The organism is Streptomyces sp. NPDC101118, assembly GCF_044759445.1.
GTDB lineage: Bacteria > Actinomycetota > Actinomycetes > Streptomycetales > Streptomycetaceae > Streptomyces.
Map to the genome: position 1 here is coordinate 243,888 of NZ_JBIVZG010000001.1, position 16,239 is coordinate 260,126.

21 protein-coding genes are annotated in these 16,239 nt (G+C 68.4%); 18 read left to right on the forward strand and 3 right to left on the reverse strand.

Features of this window, described 5'->3' with window-relative positions:
- Nucleotides 1-51: 51 nt before the first annotated feature.
- The 6 genes from ACIQUQ_RS01055 to ACIQUQ_RS01080 all read left to right on the forward strand — a co-directional run bounded on the left by ACIQUQ_RS01055 (nt 52) and on the right by ACIQUQ_RS01080 (nt 4,743).
- Nucleotides 52-492, forward strand: coding sequence for a hypothetical protein (locus ACIQUQ_RS01055; RefSeq protein ID WP_403969685.1), 441 nt, complete (start codon nt 52-54; stop codon nt 490-492).
- A 15-nt stretch (nt 493-507) separates the two neighbouring features.
- Nucleotides 508-1,281 carry an ATP-binding cassette domain-containing protein gene (locus ACIQUQ_RS01060; protein ID WP_403969688.1) on the forward strand — a complete coding sequence of 258 codons (774 nt, stop codon included), beginning with the start codon at nt 508-510 and terminating at the stop codon, nt 1,279-1,281.
- The gene (locus ACIQUQ_RS01065; protein WP_403969691.1) at nt 1,278-2,564 is read left to right on the forward strand and encodes a hypothetical protein; all 1,287 of its coding nucleotides are present in this window, start codon (nt 1,278-1,280) and stop codon (nt 2,562-2,564) included. Before ACIQUQ_RS01060 ends, ACIQUQ_RS01065 begins: the two co-directional genes overlap by 4 nt.
- Complete coding sequence (locus tag ACIQUQ_RS01070) at nt 2,554-3,144, forward strand: hypothetical protein (protein WP_403969694.1); 591 nt, start codon at nt 2,554-2,556, stop codon at nt 3,142-3,144. The genes ACIQUQ_RS01065 and ACIQUQ_RS01070 overlap by 11 nt, the downstream gene beginning before the upstream one ends.
- Before the next feature lie 197 nt (nt 3,145-3,341).
- Entirely contained in the window at nt 3,342-3,557 is a 216-nt protein-coding gene (locus tag ACIQUQ_RS01075; protein WP_403969697.1) for a DUF6243 family protein, read from the forward strand.
- A gap of 571 nt (nt 3,558-4,128) precedes the next feature.
- Complete coding sequence (locus ACIQUQ_RS01080) at nt 4,129-4,743, forward strand: nuclease-related domain-containing protein (RefSeq protein WP_403969700.1); 615 nt, start codon at nt 4,129-4,131, stop codon at nt 4,741-4,743.
- Between the two features lie 370 nt (nt 4,744-5,113).
- Here the strand turns inward: ACIQUQ_RS01080 and ACIQUQ_RS01085 are convergent, their stop codons facing one another.
- Nucleotides 5,114-5,404: a hypothetical protein gene (locus tag ACIQUQ_RS01085; protein ID WP_403969704.1), complete on the reverse strand. Its 291-nt coding sequence runs from the start codon at nt 5,402-5,404 to the stop codon at nt 5,114-5,116.
- Nucleotides 5,405-5,609: 205 nt separating this feature from the next.
- Between ACIQUQ_RS01085 and ACIQUQ_RS01090 the strand changes: the two genes are divergently transcribed.
- Together ACIQUQ_RS01090 and ACIQUQ_RS01095 are read left to right on the forward strand one after the other, a co-directional pair.
- Nucleotides 5,610-7,334 carry a DUF262 domain-containing protein gene (locus ACIQUQ_RS01090; RefSeq protein WP_403969707.1) on the forward strand — a complete coding sequence of 575 codons (1,725 nt, stop codon included), beginning with the start codon at nt 5,610-5,612 and terminating at the stop codon, nt 7,332-7,334.
- A 947-nt stretch (nt 7,335-8,281) separates the two neighbouring features.
- Nucleotides 8,282-8,821: a nuclease-related domain-containing protein gene (locus ACIQUQ_RS01095; RefSeq protein ID WP_403969710.1), complete on the forward strand. Its 540-nt coding sequence runs from the start codon at nt 8,282-8,284 to the stop codon at nt 8,819-8,821.
- On the opposite strand, the gene ACIQUQ_RS01100 is transcribed toward ACIQUQ_RS01095, so the two are convergent.
- Nucleotides 8,818-9,477 (reverse strand): YdcF family protein, encoded by a 660-nt coding sequence (locus ACIQUQ_RS01100; protein ID WP_403969713.1) that lies wholly within the window; start codon nt 9,475-9,477, stop codon nt 8,818-8,820. The two genes, ACIQUQ_RS01095 and ACIQUQ_RS01100, sit on opposite strands and share 4 nt — an antisense overlap.
- Complete coding sequence (locus tag ACIQUQ_RS01105; protein WP_403969716.1) at nt 9,474-10,268, reverse strand: GntR family transcriptional regulator; 795 nt, start codon at nt 10,266-10,268, stop codon at nt 9,474-9,476. The genes ACIQUQ_RS01100 and ACIQUQ_RS01105 overlap by 4 nt, the downstream gene beginning before the upstream one ends.
- 155 nt (nt 10,269-10,423) lie before the next feature.
- On the opposite strand from ACIQUQ_RS01105, the gene ACIQUQ_RS01110 reads away from it, so the two are divergent.
- The 10 genes from ACIQUQ_RS01110 to repSA all read left to right on the forward strand — a co-directional run bounded on the left by ACIQUQ_RS01110 (nt 10,424) and on the right by repSA (nt 16,230).
- Nucleotides 10,424-10,753 carry a hypothetical protein gene (locus ACIQUQ_RS01110; protein ID WP_385000222.1) on the forward strand — a complete coding sequence of 110 codons (330 nt, stop codon included), beginning with the start codon at nt 10,424-10,426 and terminating at the stop codon, nt 10,751-10,753.
- Between the two features lie 2 nt (nt 10,754-10,755).
- On the forward strand, nt 10,756-12,105 hold the full coding sequence (locus ACIQUQ_RS01115; protein WP_403969719.1) for an FtsK/SpoIIIE domain-containing protein: 1,350 nt from the start codon (nt 10,756-10,758) through the stop codon (nt 12,103-12,105).
- A 296-nt stretch (nt 12,106-12,401) separates the two neighbouring features.
- Complete coding sequence (locus ACIQUQ_RS01120) at nt 12,402-13,079, forward strand: DUF2637 domain-containing protein (RefSeq protein WP_403969722.1); 678 nt, start codon at nt 12,402-12,404, stop codon at nt 13,077-13,079.
- Nucleotides 13,080-13,098: 19 nt separating this feature from the next.
- A complete protein-coding gene (locus ACIQUQ_RS01125) occupies nt 13,099-13,287 on the forward strand; it encodes a mobile element transfer protein (RefSeq protein ID WP_403969725.1) in 189 nt (62 codons plus the stop codon).
- Nucleotides 13,288-13,306: 19 nt separating this feature from the next.
- The gene (locus tag ACIQUQ_RS01130) at nt 13,307-13,462 is read left to right on the forward strand and encodes a hypothetical protein (protein ID WP_403969727.1); all 156 of its coding nucleotides are present in this window, start codon (nt 13,307-13,309) and stop codon (nt 13,460-13,462) included.
- Between the two features lie 12 nt (nt 13,463-13,474).
- Nucleotides 13,475-13,768: a SpdD-like protein gene (locus ACIQUQ_RS01135; RefSeq protein WP_403969730.1), complete on the forward strand. Its 294-nt coding sequence runs from the start codon at nt 13,475-13,477 to the stop codon at nt 13,766-13,768.
- Between the two features lie 5 nt (nt 13,769-13,773).
- The gene (locus ACIQUQ_RS01140; protein ID WP_403970534.1) at nt 13,774-14,319 is read left to right on the forward strand and encodes a GGDEF domain-containing protein; all 546 of its coding nucleotides are present in this window, start codon (nt 13,774-13,776) and stop codon (nt 14,317-14,319) included.
- A 49-nt stretch (nt 14,320-14,368) separates the two neighbouring features.
- On the forward strand, nt 14,369-14,551 hold the full coding sequence (locus ACIQUQ_RS01145; RefSeq protein WP_403969733.1) for a hypothetical protein: 183 nt from the start codon (nt 14,369-14,371) through the stop codon (nt 14,549-14,551).
- A gap of 90 nt (nt 14,552-14,641) precedes the next feature.
- On the forward strand, nt 14,642-14,824 hold the full coding sequence (locus ACIQUQ_RS01150; RefSeq protein ID WP_403969736.1) for a hypothetical protein: 183 nt from the start codon (nt 14,642-14,644) through the stop codon (nt 14,822-14,824).
- A gap of 5 nt (nt 14,825-14,829) precedes the next feature.
- Nucleotides 14,830-16,230: a replication initiator protein RepSA gene (gene repSA / locus ACIQUQ_RS01155; protein WP_403969738.1), complete on the forward strand. Its 1,401-nt coding sequence runs from the start codon at nt 14,830-14,832 to the stop codon at nt 16,228-16,230.
- Nucleotides 16,231-16,239: the final 9 nt, after the last annotated feature.

The window sequence follows — 16,239 nt, forward strand, 5'->3', positions numbered from 1 at the left end:
TCGATGCCCCGCGTAAACGCCAGCCCGGCGCAAGCGAGTTGAGAGGTCCCCATGTCGCGCACCGTATCCCGCAAGCACCTCGTCACGGCCCTCGGCGGAGTTCTCCTCTTCACCGCCGTAGCGGAGACCGCCTCCGCCGTGAACTGGGGGCGTGTCACGGCCATGTACGACGGGAGGCAGCGGGCGACGGCCTACGGGACCTTCTTCAACGACCGCGACGTGAACGCCAAGAACAAGGTGCTGTCCAAGGACCTGGCACCGGACGGCAATACGGTCTACACGGCGGGGCACTGGTACTACGAGGGGGCCGGCGAGGTGTTCCCCCTGAACACCCCCGAGCACAACCACACGTACTTCGTCGCCCACTACCGGACGCACCCCCTGGACCCGAAGGCCAAGTCCGTCCGCGGCGGCACGCGCGCCTGTGTCCAACTCGGCTGGCCCGTGCCGGACACCTGCTCCGCCGAAGCGCTTCCCACGTTCGCCTACTGAGCCGGGAGCACTGACGTGATCACCACCTTCCCGAGCGCAGAGGCGCGCGTGCGCATCCGCGCGCTCCTCGTCCGGTACGGCTCCAGGGTCGTCCTCGACGTACCCGACCTGGTCCTCGGCACCGGCGTCACCGCCCTCACCGGTGCCAACGGATCCGGCAAGACCACCCTGCTGAAAGCCCTGGCCCTGCTCATCCGCCCCTCGGCCGGCACAGTCGAACTGGAGCAGGACGGCTCCGGCACCGGTCCGCGGACCGCATCGGGCCGCCACCGCGCCGCCGTCGGCTTCCTCCCCCAGGCCCCGGAGTTCCCAGGCCACTTCACGGTGCGCGACGCGATCACGTACTCGGCCTGGCTCCGCGGCATCCCGCGAGCCCGCCGCGGCGAAGCGGTGGACCGAGCCGTAGAGGACCTGAACCTCACCCCAGCCGCCGACACCCCCCTCCGCAACCTCTCGGGCGGCAACCGCCAACGAGTCCACATCGCGCAGGCCCTCGTCCACGAGCCGGCAGTCGTCCTCCTCGACGAGCCGACCACCGGCATCGACATCGAGCACCGCATCGCGCTGCGGGAGTACCTCGCCCGCTGCGGAAGCACGCGCTGCGTTGTGATGAGCACGCACCACACGGAGGACGTCGAACTGCTCGCGGACCGCGTCGTCTCACTGCGCGAGGGATCGGTCGTCTTCGACGGCACCCCGGAGCGGCTCATGGCAAGGGCCTCGAACGGCACGCCCGCGGCCCGTTCCATCGAACGCGCGCTCCATGACCTGGGAGGGGCGAACGCGTGACCACGACCCGCGCAGACGAGACGCACCCGCCGACCTCGGCGGAACAAACGCACCCACCCCGACCGGTCGCCCGTACGACGGCTCTCCTTCTCCGCCGCTCCGCGGGCCGGACGGCAGCCCCGTTCTTCCTCCTCCTGGTCGTCCTCAACACGGTCCTGCGCTCGATGGCCTGGAAGCACGAACCCATGTGGGCCGTGTACCAGTACAACTTCACCGTGATGCTCCTCGGCCCACTCCTCGCCGGCGTCGCCGGCTGGGAGGGCTACCGCCTCTCCCGCGCGGAGACCTTCCTCGCCGCGCACCACCGCCCGTTCACCGTCCTGGCCAGCGCCTGGGCAGCCCTCTTCGCCTGGTGCGCGGCCGCGTTCCTGACCGGCCTCGCCGTGGTGATCGGCATCGTCGTCTGGGCAGGCACCCCCCTCACCTTCGGCGTGCCCGAACTCCTCACCCCCTTCCCGGCCCTTGCCCTCCTCGGCCTCGCCTGCGCCGCAGGCCTTGCCGCCGGCTGGCTCGGCCGGGGCAAGCTCGCCGCGCCTATGGCAGCGGTCAGCGTCTTCCTCGCCTTCCTGCTCCTCTACGCGGGGGACCTGTCGGAGTTCGTCATGGTCGGCGGCGCCACCAGTTCCCTCGTGGGCCTCCGCCCCAAGGCCGACACCCAGCTCGCCCAGCTCGCCTTCTACCTCGCCGCCACCCTCCTCACCCTGTGCGCAACGGCGTGGAGCGCCGCGTGGCACTACCCACGCCGCCTGGGCACCGCCGTGGCATGCGCACTCCTCAGCGTCACGACCGCCCTGAACCTGACCTCCGTCGACCCCCTCTATCTTGAGGCCCGTCCAGGCGACGTCAGGTGCTACGGCAGCCGGCCGGAAATCTGCCTCGGCCACGGCTACACGCAATACGAACCCCGTCTGCGAGCAGCCCTCGCCCCCATGGTCCGAGCGGTCTCATCCCTCCCCCTCCCCACCCCCAAAGCCTTCCGCCAGGACGCGCTCTCGACCTCGACCGACCTCGGCCAGCTGTCGACGGACACGGTCACCGGCGATCCGGACCTCCTCCTGGACATGTTCCTGGGCACGTACTACGGATCGACCTGCGACATCGAGCCCGGCAGCGCAATGGACCGGAACTTCACCAACGCCCGCTTCTGGCTGGCCGGCGCAGCCGGGGCAACCCCCTTCGAGGACCCGGCCCTCGACCCCCGCCTCCGCACCGGCACGCCGTCGGAACGCGCCGCCATCGCCCGCACCGCCCTCCAGGGCCTGAAGGCCTGCCGTGCCCACTGACGCCGCCGCCCTCTCGGTCTACGCCAGGCGCTGGCACCTCCGCCGCCAGGCCCTCGTCACCCTGGCCTGCGCCTTCCTCTGGGTCGCGACACCGCTGCGCCTGTACGACGTACCCGCGAGGGACGGCGTACAGGGCGCCCTCTGGCCCCTGATCCCGGCCCTCTTCGCGGCCACCCTCCCGGCAGTCCTGGCCACGGCCGCCGACACCCAGGAACGCATCACCCCCACCGCCACCCGCGTCCGCGCCCTCACCACCGCCCTCGTCGCCGCCCTGGCCCTCGCCCTGGCCCTCACGGGCACCCTCAACGACCCGGCGGTCGCCTTCCGCAACACCCTCCTCCTCACCGGCCTGGCCTTCGCCGGAGCCTGCTTCCTCCCACCCCCCGCCGCCTGGACCCCACCCGTCGTCACCCCGATCGTCATGTGGCTGCTCGGCACCAAACCCCAGGCCCAGGTGGAACCCTGGGCCGTACTCCTCCTCCCGGCCGACACCCCCCACCCCTGGCCCATCGCCGCAGCGCTCACGGCAACAACACTCGCGACCTACGTCCTCAGGGGCCCCCGCCCCCACACCGCATAGCCGGCACGGGCGCCCCTCAGGCGGCGAAAAGGCCGGTGCACGCGGCCGAAGGAACGAGGTAGCCTCGTCGGCATGTTCTTCCACACACCGGTTTACGAGTGAGAGCGTGACGGGCACCCACGGACGTCCTCCGACGATTCGGCCCCTCACCCACCACTGAATCCACAGATCACTCCACACCACCGCCGGGAGAACCCGTGACCAAGAGCAAGAACATCAACAACCCCGTGGGCCAGGGCGGCGGCCAGCGCAAGCGGCTGTCCCGCGCCGAACGCGCGAACAACGGTCCGCACCGCAACCTCGACCGCCAGGGCGCCGCCGACAAGAAGGCGGAGCTGCTGCGCAAGATGCGCGAGAAGACGGGCACGACCGCGCCGGCCGACCAGCCGGACGACGACACCACCCAGGACTGACCCACCACCGCCACAGGGCGGCACCGCACAGAGCAGGGCCCGGACCGCGACAGCGGCCCGGGCCCTGCTGCCGTCGCCACATAGGGAAGGCAGCCGATGGCGCCCGCGATCGCCGCCCGCCTGACGGCCGGCGGGGGGCACCCATCCCGCACGGTCGGCCGGCAGGAGTGGGGACGTCTCACCGCAAGGCCCTCTTGCCCGGGTCGGTGGTCGCTGGTCCCATATCTGTGGGGATGGCACACAATCGGGGGGCGGGCCTTTGAGTGAGCTGACCGTGAAGTCGTGGAAGCGGCACGGGCGGGATCGCCTGTACGTGAACCTGCCGGACGGGACCGCGGTCGCGTGGGCGGAGCGGGATACGAAGGTCGTCACGATCAAGGTTCCGGAGCGCCGGGACCAGGCACTGGCATTGCTGCGGGAGCATCTGGGGGACGGGCTTTCCGTGCGCGGTGAACCGGCGCCCTCGACGGGCACGCCTGGTGTGCCGCCGGGCCGGCCGCACCCACCCCGACCTGCGGCTCAGGACGCCCCACCCCGGCCGGGGCGGCCGCCCAAGCTGCCGGCGCTGACCGTGGCGGACGACCTTGAGCGCAACCCTCCTGGTGCGGGCCTGATCGAGACCGTCGCGACGCGCGGGCCCTCGTTCTGGCAGCGGGCTGTGGACAAGGTGCTGAGGCGGCCCTCGGAGTGGGACACCTGGTACGCCGGCCTGGAGGGGGAACGACGCGTCGGGCGGGAGCTGGCGCGGCTCCGTGCTCACGGCTGGCGGGTGCTGCACGGGATCCCCAAGGGCAACGGCGGGGACATCGACCATCTGCTGATCGGGGCCGGCGGGGTCTTCGCCGTCAACACCAAGCGGCACCCCGGCGCCTCCGTGTGGGTCGGCGACGACATGGCCAAGGTCAACGGCGGTCCACCGGTGCCGTATCCGGCAGCCGCCAGGGCGGAGGCCGCACACGTCCGACGGGTCCTCGAGCGCCACTGCGGCTTCGCCGTACCCGTGGACCCCGTACTCGTCTTCGTCGGCGTCGAATCGCTGAGGTCGTCGGTCACCCAGCACGCCGTACGGGTCTTCCGCGAACGGGAGGTGGCAGCGCTCGGGCCCCTCTCCGGCAAGCTCACCCCGGACCAGGTCGAGCGGATCTACGCCGTGGCCCGGCACCGCCGAGCCTGGCTGCGCGACTGACCAACCTGCCGCACATGCAAGAAGACCCCGTCCTCAGCATCTCTGCTGGTGGCGGGGTCTTTAGGCACTTCGTGCGAAGTGCCCCCGGCAGGATTCGAACCTGCGCACACGGCTCCGGAGGGCGCGTGAGGCCCTGCCGTATCGGCAGGTCAAGAGCGTAGAGGTGGGCTGGCGTCTTCCGCTGGTCCACAAATGGGCCGCGCCCCTACCGTCATCTCCCGCGGCCGGCGACACCTGCTTTGTAAGCTCGCCCGGCGCCCGCCTCTCGCCCCAGGACCCGACGCCTCTGCGCGACCGCCCGGGACCGTGAGGGTTCACCGACGTTGATGTCACATGTGGATGTCAGATCCAGGTGCGGCGGGGTGGCGCTTCACTCATCGTCGCAGCGCTCCAGGACCAGGCCTACGGACCCGTCTTCCAGCCCGTTGCTGTCTTCGAGGTGCAGATGGGCACCATCGTGCACCCCGTCGCCGGCCAACACGAGCAGATGCCCAGCAAGCGTCCTGAGACCCGCGGCATTGGCCTCGATGACGACCTCTCCCCCAAGGTTCCGCACCTCGATCCTCGCGTCCGCGTCCCACGTGAAGACAAGGGCGGCACCATCAGCCGCGGCCGTGACGTGGGTGCTCTCGACCGGGGCATAGCTGGGCTCAGAAGTCATGCAGACCATGATGCCGCTCATGGCACACGGCAAGCATTGCTTCCGAGACGCCAAGGCCTGCCACGGTGCCCCCGTCGACGTCATCGCCGAACGCCTTAAGGACCCCACGCGACCCTGGTTTGGGTGCGCCTCCACGACAGGCTGGTAGTAGCTGGCCTTACCATCACCTCGACGGTGGACACCGAGCGAACCAGGAGCCGCGCGGATGACGAGCGCATACGAGTCAGATCCGATTTTCGAAGCTACGCCTAAGCAGCTCTCCAATCTGATCACGCGAATTCGCTCTGGTGAAATCGCCCTTCCAGATTTTCAGCGCGATTTCGTATGGGATTCCTCCAAAACGGAGGAGCTAATCAGGTCCATCATCTCTAAATTTCCTGTAGGCACTCTCTTGTTCTGGAAGCAAGGAACCGAGGAAGTTTTTGCAAGTCGAAGCTTCCAAGGATCGCCGCCCCTGGCCGGCAAGAAGCCGATGGAGCTCGTGTTGGACGGGCAGCAGCGTCTTACTGCCCTGTATCAAGCGCTCACTGGAACGGGTGACGATCGCTTCTACCTAAAGGTAGACGAATTCGTCGATGCTGGAAGCGACCGGATCCTCGACTTCCATGAAGTGAACTTCGATAAGGCAATTATCTCGCTTCCTGCGGCGACCACTTCGGCCCAGCAGGCGAAGAACAGTGAAATCCTCAAAGCTGCACACTTCCCCGTGGCTGAAGTGAGTAAGTTTGACGACTGGCTCGACGACTATGTAGACGATCTGCGAACCTCGGATCCAGGAATCGATCCTAAGCTCACCAAATCCCTATACCGTCGCATGCGCGACAAGTACATCATCCCCCTTCGGGCTTACGGACTCCCAGTCGTCACTCTTCCCGAATCCACGCCGATCGAAGCGGTTTGCACGATCTTCGAGACGCTGAACAGGACGGGAAAGCCGCTGGGGCCGTTTGAGCTCCTCACGGCCCGCTATTACCCCCAGGGTGTGAACCTGCGGGACTATTGGGTAGAAGCCCAGTCGAGCTATAAGACTCTCGTTGACTTCAACATTGATCCGTACAGCGTGCTTCAGGCGGTGTGCCTGCGGGCTCACAACTCGGCTCAGCGGTCTGACGTGCTGAAGAAGCTTGTTGCGGGCGACATCAAGGAGCATTGGAATCCTGTAATCAAGGGGATCGCCGGCGTCATAGACATGCTTCAGGCCGACTGCGGCCTCGTGGCACCAAAGTGGCTTCCATACGGGATGCTGCTAATTCCGATGGCATCAGTCTGGCCTGAGATCACCGAACTGGATCCCCTCGATCGCGCATCGGCATTCGAGCGTCTGCAAAAATTCTTCTGGTGCAGCGTCTTTACCACCAACTATGATCAGGGGGCAAATAGTCAAGTCGGCGCAGACTATTCCTTGCTTAAAACCTGGGCTGTTTCCGGCACGGGAGAGCCGCCCGAAGCGGTGGAGGCTCTACCGCTCAATGCCGCAACATTTCGAACCGCTTCCGTGCGGCGAAAGGCCCTATACTCTGGCCTAATGTGCCTGTTGGTGACGAGCCGCGCAGAAGATTTCCACACCGGACAGGCAATGACCCCTCACCGGGTGAGCGAGTCTCAGATCGACTCGCACCACATCTTCCCGAAGGCGTATCTGAAAAGAGAGGATGCTTCGGAAAGTTCTGAACTCCTACTGAACCGCAGCCTGATTGACGCAGAGACTAATCGCATCATCAGAGACAAGGCTCCCACGGTCTACCTCAAGGAAATGTCCGACACTTACGGCTCGGACAAATTGAAATCCGTTCTAGCGTCTCACGCCATCAAATTTGAACCTGATAGCGGAATTGCCGAAGATGACTACGCACAGTTCCTTGATGAAAGGCTGGGAATCGTAGTGAAGATGGTTGAAAGGGTAACTGGCCGTACGCTCGCAGACGAATAATCCTGACCGCTTACCCCCCTGGAACTCGGCTAGCCAGCCCCCAAGAGAAGCTACGCCCCCGCTGTCATCCCGTCTGCCGTCGACCCACACGGAGTGATAGCAGACCAGGCTTCTGGGGCCCAGGTGGAGCGCCCTGCTGGACGAACGACCTGGGCCCCAGAAGCCTGGTCTGCTATGGCTTGCCTGGGTCGACGGCAGACGGGATGACAGCTCCCCACCCCCACCACGAACCGGCCGGCAGACGCAGTGCGGGCCCGGTCATCCCGGTGCTTGTTGCGCCCCCGCCGGAGGCATCCATCTGTGACGGGGAGCCGACGGGTCAGGCCGGGTTCACCCTCATCAAGCCCTCAGCCCATTGGCGCGCGGCCGGCGGGCCGGGCGGGAGCGGGGCGGAGACAGGAGCGCAGGCCCGGGGCGACGGGCGCGCGACGCCGCCTTGGCGGCGGAAGCGCCCTTGATGAGGTAGAGAAACCTGTAACAACTCGGGCTGCTCCCGGCGGTCTTGCCGATCTGGCCACCTGCTGTTCGCATATACGTGGGGACGGCACGCAGGGGGGCGGCTGATGAGTGATCTGACAGTCCATCCGTGGAAGAAGCACGGCAAGGATCGGCTCTACGTGAACTTGCCGGACGGAACGGCTGTCGCCTGGGCGGATCGAGCGACAAAGGCTGTGACCATCAAGGTTCGGCAGTATCAAGACGAGGCTCTAGCACTCCTTCGACGTCACCTTGGCGAGGGCCTCGTTGTCAGCTCCGCTCCTGCACCCAATCGTGAGCCCCGTCCAGCTGCTTCTTTCACCCAGCCAGAGCAACCCACCCCTGCAACCCCCCAACGCCGATCCGAACGGCCGGCGCCGGTTCCGCCCCTCAGCCCGAGCGAGGACCTGGCCAGGAACCGGCCCGGCTCCCGAGTCGTCGGGATGATCGCTGAGCGAGGTCCATCGACGGTGGAGCGCCTGAAGGCGAAGTTATTTCGGCAGTCCTCGGTGTGGGACAGCTGGTACGCGGGCCTGGAAGGCGAGCGTCGGGTAGGTCGCGAGCTGGAACGCCTCGCCCCGCTCGGCTGGCGGGTGCTCCACGGCATCGAGAAGGGCAACGGCGGCGACATCGATCACGTGCTGATCGGTCCTGGAGGGGTCTTCAGCATCAACACCAAGCATCACCGGGGCGCCTCGGTCTGGGTGGGCGACTCGATGGCCAAGATCAATGGAGGGAAGCCGCGTCCCTACGCTGCTGCGAGTCAATCTGAGGCGGACTTCGTACGACGGGTTCTCGGGCGGTACTGCGCCTTTGAGGTGCCCGTCGAGCCGGTCCTGGTCTTCGTCGGTATTGCGTCTCTGGACCGGGCGGCGACGCAGTACACGGTCCGCGTCTACCAGGAACGGGAGGTTGCAGCTCTGGGGCCGCTCGCTGGGAAGCTCACGCCCGAGCAAGTCGAGCATGTGTACAGCGTCGCTCGCCACCGGCGCATCTGGCTCGGCTCCTAAGCGGTCGCGTCCCGCAGGAGGCGGCTCGTGAAGCCCCGCCGGCACAGTCGTTCGTAGGCCTCGATCACGTCCTCCGGGACCTGCTGGCTGATCATGAAGCCCTGCTCGGGGTAGACCAGCAGTCGCTGCAACGCGCCGACGAGCATGTCGATGACCAGTCGCGCATCGCCGATCGAGTCGACGTATTCGTCCAGCGTCATCGGGCTGGAAGCGCTGACGATCCTCACGCCGGGCCAGAGCTTTCGTGCCGTGGCGTACGCACGTCGCTCTTCGTACGGCTTGCTGATCAGCAGAACTGAGGTCACGTCGATGCCTGCCTCTCGCAGCAGTTCTCGACAGAAGGTGATGTTCTCGCCTGTGTTCCGGGCTCGCGGCTCGACGAGCACGGCAGAGCTGGGAACCCCGAGCTCCAACGCCCGCTCGCGGTAGTGAACGGCCTCACCGCGGGGCATCCGTTCGCGTGTCGTCGGGCTGGTGGCGCCGGTGAACACGAGCAGGGGGGCCATGCCCCGGTCGTACAGGTCGACCGCTGTCTCGGCCACGCCCAGGTCGTGGCTGCCGAGCCCGATCGCCACCGAGCACGGCTGCGGAGTGTGTCCCATCTGGTGGTAGCCCCAGATGAGTCGGGTGTCTGCCCAGTCCTGGGTCGAAATCACTCCTGGCCTTCCCTGTCGTTCGCCGAGTCCGGTACCGGGAAGTCGTACTCCCAGGCGAAGCGCGAAGCAGCGTGCACCCCGAGAGCGAATTCCACCACGGTGCCGTCAGCCGTGTACGTCGTGCGGTGCAGCTCGACCACCGGTTCGCCCTGCGGAAGCTGCAAGAGCCTCACCTCGTCAGCTGTGGGCGTCCGGGCGAAGATCCGCTCCTTCATGTGGTCGATCTCGTAGCCGGCGTCGTACAGGACGCGGAATCCACCACCGCGGCCGGCCGGACCGGGTGTCGGATCCACCAGTCGGGTTCCTTCGACATGCTCCGGCCGGTAGTAGCTGGTCAGGGTGTGGGTCGGCTGGTCGCCCTCCTTCACCAGCCGTGCACGGGCGTAGACCGGTGCGCCTACTGGTAGGCCGTGTGCGGCAGCTGCCTCGGGTGGCGCTTCAACGAGGCTGACCGACTGGGTCTGTTCGTTGCGGCGGTACGCGCGCCCTGAGGCCACGCGGTCCGCGATGAACGCCACCTCGTCCCCGTCGCGCCACTTGGCCTTGTCGTATCGGCTGATGCCAAGTCGCTTCAGCGGAACCTGCTGACGGACAACGGTTCCGTGGCCCCGGGATGACGTGACCAAGCCTTCCGCTTCCAGCGCCTTGTAGGCCGTGTGGACGGTCGCCTTCGACCCCTCGCCGGCGTCTACCAGTTCCCTGATGTGCGGCAATTGCTGGCCCGGGGCGTAGTCGCCTCTTCTGATCTGGTCAGCCAGCTTGTCTGCCAGCGCTCTCCACTTTGCCGCCATCACGCATCCCTTTCGTCGCCCTCAAGTCAAACACAGTCCTAGGACTGTTGACAGTCCTAGGACTGCGCTGCACTATCTACTCAAGTGCTCGCAGTCCTAGGACAGCGAGAGTTCGTGGCCCTCTTTGGGCTGCTCCGACAACGTTGGAGGTACTGATGCCGTCGTTCAAGGTGGACACGTCGACCGCCGTGGTGTTCGTGGCCACGGCCCCCGTCCCCAAGCTCGTGAGCAAGCAGACCGGTGAGCGTGCCATGGACCGGGAGACCGGCGCCGGGCTGTCCACGGTGGGCCTGCTGATCTCGGACGAGGGGGAGGGCAACCTCTACCAGGTGACAGTTCCGGAGACCGGGCTCCCCGAGGGGCTGATGCCGGGCATGCCGGTCTCGGTGATCGGTCTGAAGGCGCGGGACTGGGAGAATACGTTCAACGGCCAGACCCGGCACGGCATCTCGTTCCGCGCCGTCGCCCTCACGGCCGGGGCCTGACCGTGGCCGATCTGACGGCGTTATGGGAGATCGGCCTTCCACTGGCCGGTCTGGGAGGCGGCCTCGGCTACGCGAAGGCCCGCGCACCCCGCGTCTACTGGTCGCTGGTCGGCCTGCCGGCCGCGCAGGTGCGTTTCGCGACGACGTACCGCTCAACGATGGACGTGTGCGGGCTGACGGTGCAGCCGTCCCGCCTGCGGGCGTTCATGGCGCGCAACATCGCCCGCCGCAGCGACGTTCAGCCCGTTCCGCCGAAGGTCCGCTGGGTACGCGGCACCTCGACAGGGCTGCGGGTCACGCTTCGCCTCCCCGCCGGCCTGGAACCCGCCGACGTGGCCGCGGCCTCGGAGCGGCTGCGGCACGCCTGGGGCGTGCACTCGGTCAACGTGGTGGAGATCAAGCCGGGGTTCGTCGAGCTGCGCATGACCGGCTACGACGTGCTGCGGAAGGTGCGGATGCCGCGCCGGGTACCTGCAAAGCCGCTGGCGGTTCCGGTCGCGCTTCGGGAAGACGGCACCGCGTTCGTCCGGGACTACCTGAAGGTCCCGCACGCGCTGACGCTCGGTGCCAACCAGTCGGGCAAGTCCATGTACCAGCGCAACCTGGTGGCCGGGCTCGCCCGCCTGCCGGTGGCGCTCGTCGGGATCGACTGCAAGCGGGGTGTCGAGCAAACGGGATACGCACCCCGCCTGTCGGCCCTCGCCATCACGCCGGATGAGGCGTCCGGGCTCCTGGACGCGCTCGTGGCGGAGATGGAAGACCGCTTCGACCTGCTCAGCGCGCACGGCGCCGCCGACGTCTGGGCGCTGCCCGAAAACGTTCGCCCGGTGCCGATCGTCTTGCTGGTGGATGAGGTTGCCGAGCTGTTCCTCGTTGCTGTGAAGAAGGACGAAGAGCGTCGGGACCGGATGGTCACGCAGATGGTCCGCCTGGGGCAGATGGCCCGCGCCGCCGGCATCTTCCTGGAGGTCTGTGGGCAGCGGTTCGGCTCCGACCTCGGCAAGGGCGCCACCGCGCTCCGAGCCCAGCTCACGGGCCGGACCGTTCACCGCGTCAACGACAAGCAGACCGCTGACATGGGCTTGGGTGACGTTGCCCCGGACGCGGTGGTCGCCGTGATGGTCCTCCGGGCCGACATGCCCGGCGTCGCCGTGGCCGGTGATTCCTCCGGCGGCTGGTCGAGGATCCGTACGCCCGAACTGAGCGCGGCCAAGGCCGCCGCCATCTGCGCCGAGTACGCGCACCTGACGCCGGTCCTTCCGCTCCTCGCCCCGTATCGGCCGGCGGCCCCCGCCAAGCCCGCGCTGGGTGAGTCCATCCCGCTCGTGCAGCCGGTTCCGGCGACGGACTAGCCCTTCCCTCCCTCCGGCCGGCGTGACCGTCTCGCGCCAGGTCCCTACCCGGCCCATGTCCAAAACGAAGGGAACGGCCATGAGTACCGCGAAGAGGCCTCAGACCTCGCGCCGTCGGTCGACCAAGCCCGTGCCCGCTCCGCTGCCCTGCGAGACCTGCGACGGGACCGGGGAGACCGGGACGGCTGTCCGTGTCGGCCGTCGGCTCCGGCAGATCACCGCCACTCAGACCGGTCTGTGCCCGACCTGCTTCGGCACCGGCCTCGCCTGATTCGACCCTGAAAGGAGGTAGCTCTGTGTTCCGCACCCTCCGCCTCGACCTCGTACTCGTCCAGGCGGTCATCGCCGGGGCCCTGTCCTTCGCTCATTTGCACGATCTCGCCGTGGCCGCCGGGCAGGACGGCTGGAAGGCGTGGGCCTACCCGGTGAGCGTCGACCTGCTGCTGGTCGCCGCCTGGCGCCGGATCCGTACCGGCGCAGACAATCGCGACGCCTGGCTCTGGTTCGCCATCGCCCTGATCGCATCCCTCGGCGCCAATGTCGCCACCGCCGGACTGCTCGACATGCAGCATGTGCCGCCCTGGCTGCGAATCCTCGTCGCTGGATGGCCCGCGCTGTCTTTCCTCGGCGGAACGCTCCTCGCTCACGCCCCCACGACAGCGACGGTGCCGGAGCCGATGCCGAAGCCCGGGGAGGATCCCGACGCCGAATCCGCTCTGAGTCTGAGGGTGGAGCGCGAACCGGCCCCGGCTCCCGAACTACCGCCAGCCGAGACCGTCGTAGAAGACGTGCCGCCGGAGGCCGCCCCCTCGACGCCCGCTGTCCCCGTTCCGCCCGCGCTGCTCGACCACGCCCGGAAGATCGCGGCCGTCCACCAAGCCCAGACCGGCACCCCGATCGACGGAGCGACGCTCCGCAACCGACTCGGCGTACCCGCCGCACTGGCGGACTCGATCGCCCTTCAGCTCACCTGACACGAAAGGAGACCACCCCATGCGCCCAAACCGCTTCTACAAGATCATCCGCATCGGACCGTTGCGCGTCGGCAGCCACAGCGACGGCCGGGGCCGCACGCTCCACACCGCCGTGTGTACCGCCCCCGGCTGCGACTTCTCCGCCGACTACTCCAGCCGTGCCGGCGCCGAACTCGCCGCCCGCACCCACCGCTGCAACCCGAGCTGACCTCGAAGGAGACCACCTCATGGACGTCCCGCTCTGGCTCGTCCTGATCGTCGTCGGCGCCCTCGGCATCAAGCTGATCCGCCCGCCCTGGTGGCTCGTCGCCGTGATCCTCCTCGGCGGCTACCTCCTCGCCGACAGCCTGTTCGCCCCGCTCATCGACCCGATCACCAAGTAGGGAGACCCCGTCGTGTTCCGACCGCACGTTCCGATCAACCCGCTCCCGACCGGCATCGTTTCTCTGCCCACCCCGTCCGCCTCCGACGTCGAGACCCGTCACGAGTCCGCGCCGACGGTACGCACCACCGTCCAGATCACCCCCGGTAGCGCGCTGGCCCTCGCCGCCGGTGGTGGTGCCGTGGTCCTGGTCGTCGGGACCGTCCTCGTCTCGCTGCTCCTCGCACTCGCCATCACCGGCGTCTCCGTCGCTGTGATCGCGGTGGTCCTGCGCCTGCTCGTCAAGGACCTCCAGAAGGGGCGGTGACGCTCATGGACGCCCTCGTCATCGCTGCGGGCTTACCGGCCCTGGGATGGGCCCTGCACGGCGGGCTGCTCCTGCACCGGCTGGCCACCGCCCGCCGCGACCCCCTGACCCGTCTGCACACCCGCCTTGGCTGGACCACCCGCGCCGAACGCCTGATGGCCAAGCATCCCAGCGCTCTCGTGATTCTGGTCGACCTGGACGACTTCAAGGCCATCAACGACACACACGGCCACGCCGCCGGCGACGTGGTCCTCACCGCAACCGCCCACCGCCTGGCCACCTGGTGCGGACGCCACGGCATCGCCGCGCGGCTCGGCGGGGACGAGTTCGCCGCCATCGTCACAGATCCCGCCCGCACTCCCGGCCTCCCCGCCCTCCGCGCCGCGCTGGACGAACCCGTCACGCACCGCGCCCACACCCTGCGGGTCTCGGCCTCGGTCGGGCACTGCCACCGCGAACGCCTGCTGGTACCGGCCCTCACCGACGCGCTGTCCGCCGCCGACGCCTCCATGTACGCGCACAAGGGTCACGGCAGACGCGCCACACGCTGACCGAATCCGGTCTCCAAGTCCCCGATCAACCAAGAGAAAGGCCACTGCCATGGGCTTCTTCCGTAAGCGCCCCGAGATCGACCACGTCGAGCAGGACCGCAAGCTCCAGCAGGCCAAGCGCGAGGGATCGCAGCGCCTGAACGCGATCCGCGACCGCATCGGCGACGGCACCGCCACCCGCGAGGACATGCGGGTCTTCAACGCCGTGGTCAGGCGCGGCCGCCGCAAGTAACGCCCTCCGGGGCGGCCTCGGTCGCCAAACTTCCGCCGCCCCGGACGGCTCCGCCCATTCCAAATCCACCGGATCCGAAAGGGACAACTCATGATGCCCCAGCCCCCGAGTGCCCGTGTCTGCTCCCACTGCGACGGCTTCCCCGTCGTCCACATCACCACCGGGACGACCACGCCGGACGGACGCCGCCGCACCCTTCCCGCCCGCTGCCCGGCCTGCAAGGGCACCGGCACCCGCACCCTTCCGGCCGCCCTCGTCCGGGTCGGGAAGTGACCGCCTTGACCGACTCCGCCACCGCGGCGGGCTTGGACCCGGCCACCCTGAGCGATCTGCTCCGGGTGACCGGGTCCCCCGGCTTCGACCGCCTCACCGAGCAGATCCGCCGCACCGGGGGATGCGCCGCCCCCATCCGCCTGACCGGCGGCACCAAGCTCCTCGACCTGGCCACCCGGACCGTGATCCACGCCTACACCACCGACGCCGAACCCGGCGGGGTCCTCCGCGTCGCCTGCGGCAACCGCCGTGCCTCCCGCTGCCCCGCCTGCGCTTGGACCTACGCCGGCGACACCTACCACCTGATCCGGGCCGGACTCGTCGGTGCCGCTGACAAGGGCACCCCCGAGACGATCCGCGACCACCCCCGCGTCTTCGCCACCCTGACCGCACCGTCCTTCGGGCCGGTCCACAACCGCCCCGGTACCCGGCCCTGCCGCTGCGGCTCCCAGCACCCGGAAGACGCTGCAGAGCTGGGCACTCCGCTCGACCCGGACACCTACGACTACGCCGGCGCCGTGCTGTGGAACAACCACGCCTCCGAGCTGTGGCGCTACTTCACGATCTACCTCCGCCGGGAGATCGCCCGCCGTGCCGGCCTGACCCAGAAGGCCGCCCGCGAGCAGTCCCGCGTCTCCTTCGGCAAGGTGGCCGAGTACCAAAAACGCGGAGCCGTGCACTTCCACGCGGTCGTCCGCTTCGACGGCCCTGACGGGCCCGACACCCCGCCCCCGGACTGGGCCACCCTCGACCTGCTCACCGACGCGATCCGGGCCGCCGCCGCCCGCGTAGGCGTCGTCGTGCCGGGCGCCCCCGAGCACGGCTTCGACGAGGGCTGGGTCCTGAGGTGGGGCGATCAGATCGACGTCCAGCCCATCGGGGCCTTCGGGGACGGGGAAGAGGTGACGGAACAGGCGGTCGCCGCCTACGTCGCGAAGTACGCCACCAAGGCGGCCGAGACGACCGGCACCGTTGACCACCCGGTGGGCAACAAGGAAGCCCTCGTCCTCCTCGGTGTGCCCGACCATCCCCGCCGCCTGATGGAAGCCTGCATGGACCTCGACCGCGCCTACCCGGATCGGCGCCTTCGGGCTTGGGCCCACATGCTCGGCTTCCGCGGCCACTTCTCCACCAAGTCCCGCCGCTACTCCACGACCCTCGGCGCCTTACGCCAGGTCCGCGCCGACTACCGCGCAGCCCAGCAACGAGCCGCCCTCGGCCTGCCCGACCCCGACGACCACCCCGAGTCCACGCTCCTGGTCGTTGCCCACTGGGCCTACGCCGGCCACGGCCACACTCCCGGAGAGTCCTGGCTCGCCGCCAACATCCGCCGCGACATCCAGCACAACCGCGACCACGCCCGAGAACTCCGGGCCGAACTTGCCCTGGAAGGAGACGTGACGTGAATGACGAGC